The organism is Teichococcus vastitatis (genome assembly GCF_003604215.1).
Lineage (GTDB): Bacteria > Pseudomonadota > Alphaproteobacteria > Acetobacterales > Acetobacteraceae > Pseudoroseomonas > Pseudoroseomonas vastitatis.
The window spans coordinates 134,362-147,575 of sequence record NZ_QXGS01000001.1 but is presented as its reverse complement, the minus strand read 5'-3'; the positions used below and the strand labels follow the sequence as shown (position 1 = coordinate 147,575).

Here is a 13,214-nt window from a genome sequence, read left to right as displayed (position 1 = left end):
CCGGCGATGTCCGCACGCCGATGCGTTCACCGGGATCAGCGCTGGCGCGGCCAGTCCAGCCGCGGCTCGGCGCGGGAAGGGCGAGGCGGCCGGTCCGGATAGGAGGCGGGCGGCAGCACCGGTGGAACGATCCGCGGCGCCCGGTCCTGCGACGCGGTGTTCTGGAACGAGGGCGGCTCCACCCAGCCATCGCTGCTGACGCTGGCACGGCGCGCCGCCACGGGGTCCTGCAGGGCGAAGGCGAGTTCGCGGATCTCGCCCTGGATCTCATCGAGCTGCACTTCCAGCGCCTCGAGCCGCGCCTTCACCCCGAACACGCTGAATGGCATCAGAAGAAAGGCCGCGGCGCATAGCAGCCCCAGCAGCAGCAGCAGCAGCCCGGTCCATTCCGGCATGCCGGGGATCGCGAGGGATGAGACCATCTGCCGCACATCCTCCATGGCTTACCCGCCCGTCATGCTCATGTGCCGGCCCACCGCCGGGCGGTCGCGCCGGCGGTCGATCACGAAATCATGCCCCTTCGGCTTGCGGGCGATGGCATCCTCGATGGCCTGCCGCAGCCCCTCATCATCCATCGCAGGATCGCGCAGCACATTGCGCAGATCGGCCGCATCTTCCTGGCCCAGGCACATGAACAGCGTGCCGGTGCAGGTCAGGCGGATCCGGTTGCAGCTTTCGCAGAAATTATGGGTCATCGGCGTGATGAAGCCGAGCCGCTGCCCGGTTTCCTGGACCACCCAGTAGCGCGCCGGGCCACCGGTGGCGTAGTCGGTCTCCTGCAGCGTCCAGTGCGCCCGCAGCCGGTCGCGGACCACGGACAGGGGCAGGTACTGGTCGACCCGCTCGGCATCGATCTCGCCCATCGGCATGGTCTCGATCAGGGTCAGATCGAAACCGTGCTCGCCGCACCAGATCACCATGCGGTCGAACTCGTCCTCGTTGACGCCCTTCATGGCCACCGCATTGATCTTGACCTGCAGGCCCGCCGCCTTGGCGGCGAAGATGCCGTCCAGCGTCTTGTTGATGTCGCCCCAGCGGGTCAGGGCGCGGAACCGCCCGGGATCCAGCGAATCGAGCGACACGTTGATGCGGCGCACCCCGGCCGCGGCGAGCTCCCCGGCATATTTGGTGAGCTGCGTGCCGTTGGTGGTCAGCGTCAGTTCCTGCAGCCCGTCCGGACCAATGCGGTCGCCCAGGCTGCGCACCAGGCGCATCACATCCTTGCGGACCAGCGGCTCGCCGCCCGTGAGGCGGATGCGCCGCACGCCGAGGTCGATGAAGGTGCCGCACAGGCGGTCAAGCTCCTCCAGCGTCAGCACCTCGGCCTTCGGCAGGAAGGTCATGTGCTCAGCCATGCAGTAAACGCAGCGCAGGTCACAGCGATCAGTCACGGAAACGCGCAGATAGCTGATCCGCCGGCCGAACGGATCAATCATGGCGGGCAACTCCCCGGCGGGTGATGAAGCGGAACCAGGATGTCATTTGGGCCGTCACCCCCCGCCGGCGCAAGGCCCGGCTGCGGCTTGGGCCTTTCATTCAGGGTCAACCACGTCGAGGGCGACCTGGGCGGTGTTGATCAGCAGCTTGCCGACATGCTCGAAATTCACCGTGACTCGGTCTCCGGCCACGGATTGGATCTGGCCGGTTCCCCATTCGGGATGAACCGGATGGCGTACGAACAGGCCGGGCTCTAGCGGAGTGATCATGCCGCGAGGGTGCCGCCGCCGGAGGCGCGACGCCAGCGGCGAATCCAGCGTTTCAGCAAATCTTAAGCTTCTCTCAACAAGCAGCCGCTACATCACGAAGCTGGGTCCGTGCCGTTCGGGCCAGGGCTGGAGGGATGAGCATGGATCTTGAAACGACGCTGGCGCAGGATCTGTGCGCGCGATTGTGCCACGATCTGGTCGGGCCGCTCGGCACGGTGGCCGGCGCGCTGGACATGCTGCGCGACGACCCCGACGCGGCGGAACTGGCGCGCGATGCCGCCGCGGACATGCGGCGGCGGCTGAAGTTCTGGCGCGTCGCCTGCGGCGGCGGCACCGGCAGCATGGCCGTGGCGGAGATCACCGGGTTGCTTGACGGATTGCTGTCCGGCGGCCGGGCGCGGCTGGAACTGCAGGGCCTGGATACCGACGAGGAACTGCCAGCCGCGGTGGCACAGATGCTGCTCGTGGCTGCGCTGCTGGCGGGGGAGGCGCTGCCGCGCGGCGGCACCGTGATGCTGCTGCGTGAGAATGACGGCTTCACGCTGCGGCCGGAGGGCCGGATCGTGGCGTGGCCCCCCGCGCTGCTGGCCACCCTGGCCGGAAGTGCGGCCCAGGGCCCGCGCGAAGTGCCTGCCGGCTTGCTGCGGCGGCATGCGGAACTGGCCGGATGGATGATGCGGATCGTGGAACGGGAGCCGGCCCTGCAACTGCACCCCCTGCAGGGCTGAAGCCAGCGTTCCGCAGGGCGCGGACGAGGCGGCGCGCCGCCGCCGCGTCCGGGAGGCGCCGGGAGGTGCGAATCCGGCACCGCGATTTACCGGTTGTTGTCGGTCTGCCGCACAGGTTGAGAGGCGAACCCAGCCTGTCGGGGACTGTGATGGACGATCTGCTCGCCGATTTTCTGACCGAAACCAACGAGGGGCTGGCCGCCCTGGATGGTGCGTTGCTGAAGCTGGAAAAGGCGCCTGATGACAGGCAGACCCTTTCCGAGATCTTCCGCAACGTCCACACCATCAAGGGCACCTGCGGCTTCCTCGGCCTGGCGCGCCTGGAGAAGGTCGCGCACGCCGCGGAGAACGTGCTCGGCCGCTACCGCGAGGGCACGCTTCAGGTGACCCCGGAAGGTATCACGCTGATCCTGTCGGCACTGGACGGGCTGAAAAGCATCGTCGCCGGCCTGGAAAGCACCGGCAGCGAGCCGGCCGGCGATGATGCGCCGCTGATCGCGGCCCTGGATGCCGCCTGGCGCGGCGAAGCGCCCGCCCTGGGAGCCGCCGCCGCCGAGGCGTTGTTCGAGGCCGCGCCCGAACCATTGGCTTCCGAATCGCCGGCACCTGAACCATCGGCGCCCGCGGCCCTCGCGCGCCCTGAGGAGACGGAAGTGACGGCCGCCGCCACGCCCGCCGCCGGCGGCGGGCCGATCACGCCGGCCCAGACCATCCGCGTCTCGGTGGACGTGCTGGAAGACCTGATGACGCTGGTGAGCGAATTGGTGCTGACCCGCAACCAGCTGCTGCAGCTGGTACGCGCCCGCAGCGATGCCGCGCTCACCGTGCCACTGCAGCGCCTGTCGCACATCACATCCGAGCTGCAGGAAGGCGTCATGAAGACGCGCATGCAGCCGATCGGCAACGCCTGGCAGAAGCTGCCGCGCATCGTGCGCGACTTGGCCAACGAGCTCGGCAAGAAGATCGAGCTGGTGATGAAGGGCGCCGACACGGAGCTGGACCGGCAGGTGCTGGAGCTGATCAAGGACCCGCTGACGCACATGGTGCGCAACAGCGGCGACCACGGCCTCGAGAATCCGGAGCAGCGTCGCGCCGCGGGCAAGCCGGATGTCGGTCGCATCACGCTGAACGCGTATCACGAAGGCGGCCACATCATCATCGAGATCGGCGATGACGGACGCGGCCTGTCGGTGGACAAGATCAAGGCCAAGGTGCTGAGCCAGGGCCTCACCACCGAGGCCGAACTGGCCGGCATGAGCGAGCGCGAGATCCAGCACTTCATCTTCCGCGCCGGCTTCTCCACCGCCGCCGCCGTCACCTCCGTGTCCGGCCGCGGCGTCGGCATGGACGTGGTGAAGACCAACGTGGAGAAGATCGGCGGCACCATCGAGCTGCGCTCGGTGGAAGGCAAGGGCACCACCTTCTTCATCAAGATCCCGCTGACGCTGGCCATCGTCTCGGCGCTCATCGTCGAGGCCGGGGGGGAGCGTTTCGCCGTGCCGCAGATCGGCGTGGTGGAGCTGGTGCGCGCCGGCGGCAGCGTGGAAGGCGCGCAGATCGAGCGCATCCACGACACGCCGGTGATGCGCCTGCGCGAGCGCCTGCTGCCGCTGGTGTCGCTGTCGCGGCTGCTGCAGTTGGACCAGCGGCCGGAGGAGGCCGGCCAGGAAGAAGGCTTCGTCATCGTCACCCAGGTAGGCGGCAACGTCTTCGGCATCATCGTCGACAAGGTGTTCGACACCGAGGAGATCGTCGTGAAGCCCGTGGCGCCGATCCTGCGCCACGTGACGATGTTCAGCGGCAACACCATCCTGGGCGATGGCAGCGTCATCATGATCCTCGACCCGAACGGCATCGCCCGCGCCACCGGCGTCGGCGCCGATGGACCGACGGATGAGCTGGCGCAGGCCAATGCGATGCTGCGCGGCGCGGGGTCCGGCGAGCGCACGGCGCTGCTGCTGTTCTCCGCCGGAGACGGCACGCCGAAGGCGGTGCCCCTCGGACTGGTGGCGCGGCTCGAGGACCTGCCGGTCGAGAGCATCGAGCATTCGGGCGGCAAGATCCTGGTGCAGTACCGCGGCAAGCTGATGCCGCTGGTGCCCATGTCGGGCCATTGGACGCCGCCGGAGCCGGGCCGCCGCCAGGCGGTGCTGGTGTTCAACGACCGCGACCGCGCCATGGGCCTGATGGTCGACGCGATCCTCGACGTGGTGGAGGAATGCCTGAACATCGAAGGCGCTTCGGAGCAGCCGGGCTTCCTCGGTTCCTCGGTGATCTGCGGCAAGGTGACCGATGTGATCGACTGTTCCTGGTGGCTGCACCAGGCCGGGGACGACTGGTTCCGCCAGCGCTCCGAGGTCGCGCCCTTCCGGCTGCTGCTGGTCGAGGACAGCGCCTTCTTCCGCCATCTCCTGGTGCCGGGCCTGGGCGCCGCCGGTTATGCCGTGACGGCGGTGAACAGCGGCGCGGAAGCGCTGCGGCTGCGGGAGCAGGGCGCCATGTTCGACATCGTGGTGTCGGATATCGAGATGCCGGATCTCGACGGCCTCGGCCTGGCCCGCGCCGTGCGCGCGGAAGGGCCGTGGCGGGATCTGCCGATGATCGCGCTGAGCGGGCGCATGGACCATGACCGGCTGCGCAGCGCCATAGCTGCCGGCTTCAACGCTGGGCTCGGCAAATCCGACCGCGACGCCCTGCTGGCGGCGCTGGGCGACTGCCTGGCCGCGCAAACCCTGGCCTGAGGAACAAGAGGCGATGCAAACCAACATGCAGGGCGCCGGGACGCCGACGCGCGGCGGCACCGTGCTGATGGGCGACAGCGCGGCGCAGATGTACCTGACGCTGACGGTGGCGGGGCAGCTCTGCGGCGTGCCGGTGCTGGCGGTGCGCGACATCATGGCCGCGCCGTCGATCACCCGCGTGCCGCTGGCGCCGCGCGAAGTGGCGGGCAGCCTGAACCTGCGCGGCCGCATCGTCACCGCCATCGACCTGCGGCGGCGACTCGGCCTGCCACTGCGGGAAGCTGGCGCGCCGCCGCCGATGAGCGTGGTCGTTGAGCAGGGCAGCGAGCTGTACAGCCTGCTGTGCGACGCGGTCGGCGAGGTGGTGCCGCTGCGGTCCGAGGGCTTCGCCAGCAATCCGCCGACCCTGGACACCGTGTGGCGGGAGGTTTCGCAAGGGGTGCACCGGCAGGATGGGCAGTTGCTGATCGTGCTCGACGTCGACCGCATCCTGACCATTGATTGAGGAACCATCGCCATGAGCGACCGGAAAACCGTTCTGTGTGTCGATGACAGCCGTGTCGTGCGCAAGGCCGCCCGGCGCATCCTGGAGCGACATGGCTTCTCCGTCCGCGAGGCGGAGAACGGCCTCCTCGCACTGGAGGCCTGCCGCGCGGAAATGCCCCGCCTCGTGCTGCTGGACTGGAACATGCCGGTGATGGACGGCATGCAGTTCCTGGGCGTGCTGCGGGCCGAGTTCGGCCCTGACGAGCCGCTGGTGATGCTGTGCACCACGGAAAGCGAGTTCGCCCGCATCGTGCTGGCGCTGCAGAATGGCGCCAACGAGTACATCATGAAGCCGTTCGACGATGAGATCGTCGCCGGCAAGCTGGTGCAGCTGGGCCTGCTTGAGGAAGCGGAGCCGTGACTCCCTTGTCCCCGGCCCCTTCGGGTGGTGCGCGGCAGGTAGTGCGCGTCATGCTGTGCGATGACAGCGCCACCGTCCGCTCCGCCTTCGCCCGGCTGCTGGGCCATGATCCGGGCATCGAGATCATCGGTCGCGTGGGCGATGGCCAGCAGGCGCTCGACGCCATCGCGGCGTTGCCGCCGGCCGATCGGCCGAACGTGCTGCTGCTGGACCTCGAGATGCCGGTGATGGACGGCATGACGGCGTTGCCGCTGCTGCTGAAGCTGCAGCCGAGCCTGGCGGTGATCGTCGCCAGTGCGCTGACCCAGCGCGGGGCGGAGGTGACCATGGCCGCGATGCGCTCCGGCGCGGCGGATTATGTGCCGAAGCCCAGCGCAAGCGCCGGCGGCATGAGCGATCCGGCCTTCGGCGCCGAGCTGCTGGCGAAGGTGAGGGGATGGGCGCGGGTTCGTTCGGCGCTGCGTCCGTCATCGCAGGCGGCCCTGCCGATGCCGCGCTTCGTGCCGGCGCGGCGGCCCGCTCCTGCGGCGGCACCGGCGCCGGTGGTGCTGCCTGCGACCGCGGTGCCGCGCCGTCCGGCGGCACCGTCCCTGGCCGCGGTGCCGCGTGGACGGCCGCGGCTGCTGGCGATCGGTTCCTCCACCGGCGGGCCGCAGGCGCTGGCCAGCTTTGTTCGCCGGCTGACATCGCCGCTGCCGGTGCCGGGCGTGATCGTGCAGCACATGCCGGCCGGCTTCACCGCCATGCTGGCCGATCACCTGTCGCGCCTTGGCGGCCCCGGTGTGGCCGAGGCGCAGGATGGCGAGGCGCTGCGCCCAGGACGGCTCTATGTCGCGCCGGGCGACCGGCACCTGCTGGTGGAAGCGGCATCGGGAGGGCTCGTGGGGCGGTTGACCAGCGATCCGGCGGAGAATTTCTGCCGGCCTGCCGTGGATCCGATGCTGCGCAGCGCCGTGAAGGCCTGTGACGGCAAGGTTCTGGCGGTGATCCTGACCGGCATGGGCCAGGACGGGATGCTGGGATGCAAGGCTGTGGCGGCGGCGGGTGGCACGGTGATGGCACAGGATGAGGCATCCAGCGTGGTCTGGGGCATGCCCGGCGCGGTGGCAAAGGCGGGCCTCGCCGAGGTCCTGCTGCCGCCGGAGCAGTTGGCGGAACGTGTGGTGGCGCAGTTGGGAACGGCACTGGCTGCCGCAGGGGGAATGGCATGAACGCGGAAGGTTTCGCCTCGATCGCGGCGCTGGTGAAGGCCCGGTCCGGAATCGTGCTCACGCCCGACAAGGAATACATGCTGGAGACGCGCCTGACGCCGCTGCTGAAGGCGCAGGGCATCCAGGACCTCGATATGCTGGCGATGCGGCTGCGCGATCCCCGCGCGGAGAGCCTCGCCCGAACCGTGACGGAAGCGCTCACCACCAACGAGAGCAGCTTCTTCCGCGACGGCAAGCCGTTCGATCACCTAAAGCGGCTGGTGCCGGGCCTGCTTCCGGCCCGGCCGGCGGGGCACCGGCTGCGGATCTGGTCCGCGGCTTGCTCCACCGGACAGGAAGCCTATTCTGTGGCCATGGTGCTGGCGGATCTAGGCGTCCGCAACGCGGAGATCTACGGCACCGATCTGTCACGTGAGGTGGTCGAGCGCGCACGCGAGGGCGTTTTCACCCAGTTCGAGGTGCAGCGTGGCCTGCCGGTTCAGATGATGGTCAAGTATTTCAGGCAGGAAAGCGGCCGCTGGCGCGTCGTGCCGGAATTGCGTGCCATGGCCCGTTTCGAGGAGCGTAACCTGCTCTCGGACCATCGCATGCTCGGGCGGTTCGATGTGATCTTCTGCCGCAACGTGTTGATCTATTTTGACCCTCCAACCAAGGGACGGGTGCTGAACGCGATGGCAGCCCAGCTCGCACCCGACGGAGTGTTGTATCTGGGGGGCGCGGAAACGGTGCTGGGACTCACCGACAGGCTCGCGGCGGTTCCGGGGGAGCGAGGTGTTTACGCGCCGGTGGCACAACGCGCGGGCGCCGCGTGAGGAAAGCCGGCCGGCGGAACAGGATCGTTCCGCCGGCCGGAAACAGGCGCCCGCTCCGTCAAGGAACAAACGGAAACCTTCCTCAGTCGGCAGAGAGACAGCGGGATGGATGTTGGGGAACCCTCAAGGCGCCGGCATCTGCACTCTCGATGTGCCCGTTGGCGCAAGGTTGAGCCGCAATTGCCGGCCACCCTGTCTCAGCCCATCCCGAGTACCCAGCGGATCAGGTACGCCACGGCCGTCAGGCTGCCCACGCCTGCGGCCCAGAGAAGGGCGAACCAGCCCAGGCGCCGCAGGAGGGGAGGCATCAGTGATAACCCTCGCCGACCCGCACCTTGCCGCGGAACAGCCAGTAAACATAGGCCGTGTAGGTGAGGATGATCGGGATCAGCACTGAGGCTCCGACCAGCAGGAAGAGCTGTGACGCCGGCGAAGCAGCGGCCTGCCAGATGCTGATGGAGGGCGGGACGATATTGGGCCACAGGCTGATGCCGAGTCCGGTATAAGAGAGAAAGAACCACCCGAGCACGTACAGGAACGGCGCGCCGTCCCGCCAACGGAACGAACGGCCGGTGGGATCGTGCGCGGCCTGCGCCTCCCGCGTCTCGGTGAAATCGATGGCGCGGAAGAAGCGCCAGGTAAACAGCGCCACCAGGATCGGCACCGGCGCGGCCAGCGCCAGCCAGGGCAAGGTGAACCACCGCGCCGCAAAGGCCGATTGCTGGAACGGCATGATCATGCTGACCACCACGATGAAGCCCAGCGTCGCGACGCCGAGGCGCCGCGCCATGTGCCGCGCCCGCGCCGCCAGCGGGCCCTCGGTGCGCCAGATCAGCCAGCAGGCGCCGAGGAGGGCATAGCCCACCACCAGCGCCACGCCAGTCAACAGCGAGAACGGCGTCAGCCAGTCCCACCAGCCGCCGGCATAGGCGCGGTTCTCCACCCGGATGCCCTGCACCAGGGCGCCGAGGCAGATGCCCTGGCAGAAGCCGGCCACGTAGCTGCCCCAGCAGAAGGCGCGGTCCCACCAGGTCTGGGCGCGTTCGTTATGCGCCTTGAAGCGCATCTCGAAGGACACGCCACGGAAGATCAGCGCCAGCAGCATCAGGATCAGCGGCATGTAGAGGGCCGGGAAGATGGTGGCGTAGGCCAGCGGAAACACCGCGAACAACCCAGCCCCGCCCAGCACCAGCCAAGTTTCGTTGCCGTCCCACATCGGCGCCACCGAATTCACCATCACGTCCCGGTCATCCTTGTGGCGAAACCAGGGAAACAGGATGCCGAGCCCGAGGTCGAAGCCATCCATGCACACGTACAGGAAGACTGCGGTGGCGATCAGGATGGCCCAGATGAGCGGAAGATAGAATTCCACGACGTGCTCTCCCTCAGTCGCCGTGGCCGGCATGGCGGATGCCGGGGGCGGGGGTGATGCCGCTGGTGCGGATCGGTTCGTCCTGCCGCGGCCCGCTTTCGGCGGGGTAGGGCGCGTGGCCGAACAGCCGGAACAGGAACCAGATGCCGGCACCAAAGACGATGAAGTACACCACGATGAAGGCCAGCAGCGAGGCACCCACCGCCGGCGCGGCCAGCGGCGCGACGCTGTCCGCCGTACGCAGCAGACCATAGACGGTGAAGGGCTGCCGGCCGGCCTCGGTGGTGATCCAGCCGGCGGTGACCGCGATCAGGCCGGAGGGGCCCATCAACAGGGCGATGCGATGAAACCAGCGGCTGTCATACAGCCTGCCGCGCCAGCGCAGCAGCAGCGACACCACCCCCACCGCCGCCATGGCGCTGCCGAGTCCCACCATCACGCGGAACGCCCAGAACACCAGCGGCACGTTGGTTGGCCGCTCGTTCGCCGGGAAATCCTTGAGGCCCGGCGTCTCGCCATCCAACTCATGCGTCAGGATCAGCGCCGAGGCCTTGGGGATCTCCAACCAGACGCGGGTTTCCTCCCGCTCCATATCCGGATGGCCGAGAATGATCAGCGGCGCGCCACGCTGCCGCTCCCAATGCCCTTCCATGGCGGCGACCTTCTGGGGCTGGTGTTCCAGCGTGTTCAGCCCATGCGCGTCGCCGATCAGGATCTGGATCGGCGCCACGATGGCCGCCATCCACATCGCCATGGAGAACATGGTCCGGGTGCGCTCGTTGCGGCGGTCATACAGCAGGTGCCAGGCCCCCACCGCGCCGACGATGAAAGCGGTGGTCAGGTAGGCGGCGGTAACCGTGTGCACGAAGCGGTAGGGGAAGGAAGCGTTGAAGACGATCGCCCACCAATCCTCCGGCATGAAGCGCCCATCCGCGTCGATGCTGAAGCCACCGGGCGTCTGCATCCAGGAATTGGCCGACAGGATCCAGAAGGCCGAGATCAGCGTGCCGACGGCGACCAGACAGGTGGCGGTGAAGTGCAGTCCCTTGCCGACGCGCTGCAGGCCGAACAGCATGATGCCGAGGAAGCCGGCCTCCAGGAAGAATGCCGTCAGCACCTCATAGCCCATGACCGGCCCGAGCACGTTGCCGGTGCGGTCCGCGAAAACCGACCAGTTGGTGCCGATCTGGTAGGACATCACCACGCCCGACACGACGCCCATGGCGAAGGCGATGGCGAAGACCTTCAGCCAGTAGCGGAACAGGTCGAGGTAGACGTCGCGTTTCGTCCACAGCCACAGCCCCTCGAGCACGGCCAGAAAGCTGGCCAGGCCGATGGTGAAGGCGGGAAACAGGAAATGAAAGGCGATGGTGAAGGCGAACTGGAACCGGGCGAGGTCCAGTGCGCTTGGCAGAAAATCCCAGCCCATGCTGACGCTCCCAGGCGGTGTGGCCGCTGGCGCCGACCGGCGGAGGTGGCGCCTCGATCTTCTAGATGGGTTCGGGGGGTCCGGGTATCCACTGCCGGCCGAATTGTTCCATCCTGTGTACCGAACTATCAAGGAGACGCCGCATCATGGTTTCACTGCCCACCATGCCCAGCCTGCGCCTGGAAGGGCGCCGTGCCCTGGTCACCGGCGCCGGTCGCGGCATCGGCCTGGCGGCCGCCGCGGCACTGGCCGCGGCGGGCGCGCATGTCACCCTTGCCGCCCGTAGCGTTGCCGAGATCGAGGATGCCGCTGCCGCCCTCCGCAGCCGCGGAGACTCGGCCGAGGCCCTGGTGCTGGATGTCGGCGATCTTGCCGCCGTGGCGGCGGCCCTGACCGCCGCCGAACCGTTTGACATTCTTGTGAACAACGCCGGCACCAACCGTCCGGCACCTTTCGTCGATGTGACGCCGGAGGATTTCGACGCCGTGATGGCGCTGAACGTGCGGTCGGCGTTCTTTGTGGCCCAGGCGGTGGCGCGGCGGCTGATGGTGACTGGCCGCCCCGGTTCGATCATCCAGATGTCGTCGCAGATGGGTCATGTCGGCGGGCCGGGCCGCACCGTCTACTGCGCCAGCAAGCACGCGCTGGAGGGCCTGACCAAGGCGATGGCGGTAGAGCTGGGCCGCCACGGCATCCGGGTGAACACGCTGTGTCCGACCTTTATTGAAACGCCGTTGACCCGCCCCTTCTTCGAGAAGCCCGAATTCCGTGATTGGGCGCTGGGCAAGATCAAGCTGGGGCGCATCGGCGTGGTCGAGGATGTGATGGGAGCGGTGGTGTTCCTGGCGTCCGATGCATCGGCGCTGATGACGGGCAGCGCCGTGATGCTGGATGGCGGCTGGACGGCCGACTGACCGGCACCACGGCGGAGAGCGATGCATCCGGATGCAAAGTTCTTGCATCCGGATGCAAACATCATCAATCTTTGTCGTGAAGCCAAGCAAGAAGGAGAGGCACGCCATGATCCGCTACCTGAAGAAGGGCGCCGAGTCCGCCGAGACGGCCGAATATGACCGCAAGGTCCGTCAAACGGTGGAAGGCATCCTCGCCGACGTGGAAGCGCGCGGAGACACCGCGGTGCGCGAGCTTTCACAGAAATTCGACAAATGGTCGCCGGCCAGCTTCCGCCTGTCGCAGGACGAGATCCAGGGCCTGATCGACAGCCTGCCGGCGCAGGTGATCGAGGATATCAAGTTCGCCCAGGCGCAGATCCGCCGCTTCGCCGAGGTGCAGCGCGCCTCCATGCAGGATGTCGAGGTGGAGACGCTGCCGGGCGTGACGCTGGGCCACAAGCACATCCCGGTGGAAAGTGTCGGCTGCTACATCCCCGGTGGCCGCTACCCGATGGTGGCTTCCGCCCATATGAGCGTGTTGACGGCCAAGGTGGCGGGCGTGCCCCGCGTGGTCGCCTGCACCCCACCGTTGAACGGCGTGGCGCCCGCCGCCACCGTGGCGGCCATGGCGATGGCCGGCGCCGACGAGATCTACCTGCTGGGCGGCATCCAGGCCGTCGCCGCCATGGCCATCGGCACGGAGACGGTGAAGCCGGTGGACATGCTGGTCGGCCCCGGCAACGCCTTCGTCGCCGAGGCCAAGCGCCAGCTCTACGGCCGCGTCGGCATCGACCTGTTCGCCGGCCCCACCGAGACGCTGGTGATCGCCGATGACACCGTGGACGCCGAGATCTGCGCCACCGATCTCCTGGGCCAGGCCGAGCACGGCCCGACCTCGCCGGCGGTGCTGCTGACCACCTCGAAGAAGATCGCCGAGGGGATCGAGGACGAGATCCAGCGCCAGCTCAAGGTGCTGCCCACGGCCGACATCGCCAGCGTGTCCTGGCGCGACCACGGCCAGGTGATCCTTTGCGACACGGAGCAGGAAATGCTGCAGGTGGCGGACGACATCGCCTCCGAGCATGTGCAGGTCATGACCAGGGACCCGATCTGGTTCCGCGACAACATGCGCAACTACGGCGCGCTGTTCCTTGGCCCCGAAACCAACGTGGCCTATGGCGACAAGGTGATCGGCACCAACCACACCCTGCCGACCAAGAAGGCGGCCCGCTACACCGGCGGCTTGTGGGTGGGCAAGTTCATCAAGACCTGCACCTGGCAGCAGGTGAAGCCCGAGGCTTCCGCGATGATCGGCGAGTATTGCTCGCGCCTTTGCGCCATCGAGAATTTCGCCGGGCACAAGGAACAGGCCGACATCCGCGTGCGGCGCTATGGCGGCAAGAACGCTGCCTGAG

Annotated in this window: 14 protein-coding genes; 8 read left to right on the top strand and 6 right to left on the bottom strand. The window is 68.1% G+C overall.

Annotated features, from left to right (window positions below; all coding sequences use genetic code 11):
• Positions 1-35 precede the first annotated feature (35 nt).
• From D2K64_RS00685 to D2K64_RS00675, 3 genes are all read right to left on the bottom strand, one after another.
• The gene (locus D2K64_RS00685; RefSeq protein WP_157985675.1) at positions 36-422 is read right to left on the bottom strand and encodes a hypothetical protein; all 387 of its coding nucleotides are present in this window, start codon (positions 420-422) and stop codon (positions 36-38) included.
• 21 nt (positions 423-443) lie between these two features.
• Positions 444-1,436 carry a GTP 3',8-cyclase MoaA gene (moaA, locus tag D2K64_RS00680; protein WP_120005659.1) on the bottom strand — a complete coding sequence of 331 codons (993 nt, stop codon included), beginning with the start codon at positions 1,434-1,436 and terminating at the stop codon, positions 444-446.
• Between the two features lie 96 nt (positions 1,437-1,532).
• Positions 1,533-1,706, bottom strand: a complete 174-nt coding sequence (locus D2K64_RS00675; RefSeq protein ID WP_120005657.1) for a DUF3553 domain-containing protein — start codon at positions 1,704-1,706, stop codon at positions 1,533-1,535.
• A gap of 140 nt (positions 1,707-1,846) precedes the next feature.
• Between D2K64_RS00675 and D2K64_RS00670 the strand changes: the two genes are divergently transcribed.
• The 6 genes from D2K64_RS00670 (at position 1,847) to D2K64_RS00645 (ending at position 8,105) form a co-directional block, all read left to right on the top strand.
• A complete protein-coding gene (locus D2K64_RS00670) occupies positions 1,847-2,434 on the top strand; it encodes a histidine phosphotransferase family protein (RefSeq protein ID WP_157985674.1) in 588 nt (195 codons plus the stop codon).
• Between the two features lie 149 nt (positions 2,435-2,583).
• Positions 2,584-5,175, top strand: a complete 2,592-nt coding sequence (locus D2K64_RS00665; RefSeq protein ID WP_120005653.1) for a hybrid sensor histidine kinase/response regulator — start codon at positions 2,584-2,586, stop codon at positions 5,173-5,175.
• Positions 5,176-5,188: 13 nt separating this feature from the next.
• A complete protein-coding gene (locus tag D2K64_RS00660; RefSeq protein WP_120005651.1) occupies positions 5,189-5,680 on the top strand; it encodes a chemotaxis protein CheW in 492 nt (163 codons plus the stop codon).
• Between the two features lie 12 nt (positions 5,681-5,692).
• Positions 5,693-6,082, top strand: coding sequence for a response regulator (locus D2K64_RS00655; RefSeq protein WP_120005649.1), 390 nt, complete (start codon positions 5,693-5,695; stop codon positions 6,080-6,082).
• On the top strand, positions 6,079-7,293 hold the full coding sequence (locus D2K64_RS00650; RefSeq protein ID WP_306418926.1) for a protein-glutamate methylesterase/protein-glutamine glutaminase: 1,215 nt from the start codon (positions 6,079-6,081) through the stop codon (positions 7,291-7,293). Before D2K64_RS00655 ends, D2K64_RS00650 begins: the two co-directional genes overlap by 4 nt.
• Complete coding sequence (locus D2K64_RS00645) at positions 7,290-8,105, top strand: CheR family methyltransferase (protein WP_120005645.1); 816 nt, start codon at positions 7,290-7,292, stop codon at positions 8,103-8,105. The genes D2K64_RS00650 and D2K64_RS00645 overlap by 4 nt, the downstream gene beginning before the upstream one ends.
• Before the next feature lie 197 nt (positions 8,106-8,302).
• Here the strand turns inward: D2K64_RS00645 and D2K64_RS00640 are convergent, their stop codons facing one another.
• The 3 genes from D2K64_RS00640 to D2K64_RS00630 are packed head-to-tail and all read right to left on the bottom strand — an operon-like array spanning position 8,303 to position 10,906.
• Positions 8,303-8,413 carry a DUF2474 family protein gene (locus tag D2K64_RS00640; protein WP_120005643.1) on the bottom strand — a complete coding sequence of 37 codons (111 nt, stop codon included), beginning with the start codon at positions 8,411-8,413 and terminating at the stop codon, positions 8,303-8,305.
• Positions 8,413-9,510 (bottom strand): cytochrome d ubiquinol oxidase subunit II, encoded by a 1,098-nt coding sequence (gene cydB / locus D2K64_RS00635; RefSeq protein ID WP_277819102.1) that lies wholly within the window; start codon positions 9,508-9,510, stop codon positions 8,413-8,415. Before cydB ends, D2K64_RS00640 begins: the two co-directional genes overlap by 1 nt.
• A complete protein-coding gene (locus tag D2K64_RS00630) occupies positions 9,491-10,906 on the bottom strand; it encodes a cytochrome ubiquinol oxidase subunit I (RefSeq protein WP_120005641.1) in 1,416 nt (471 codons plus the stop codon). Before D2K64_RS00630 ends, cydB begins: the two co-directional genes overlap by 20 nt.
• A gap of 146 nt (positions 10,907-11,052) precedes the next feature.
• On the opposite strand from D2K64_RS00630, the gene D2K64_RS00625 reads away from it, so the two are divergent.
• The gene (locus tag D2K64_RS00625) at positions 11,053-11,820 is read left to right on the top strand and encodes an SDR family NAD(P)-dependent oxidoreductase (protein ID WP_120005639.1); all 768 of its coding nucleotides are present in this window, start codon (positions 11,053-11,055) and stop codon (positions 11,818-11,820) included.
• Between the two features lie 106 nt (positions 11,821-11,926).
• Positions 11,927-13,213, top strand: coding sequence for a histidinol dehydrogenase (gene hisD / locus D2K64_RS00620; protein ID WP_120005637.1), 1,287 nt, complete (start codon positions 11,927-11,929; stop codon positions 13,211-13,213).
• Position 13,214: the final 1 nt, after the last annotated feature.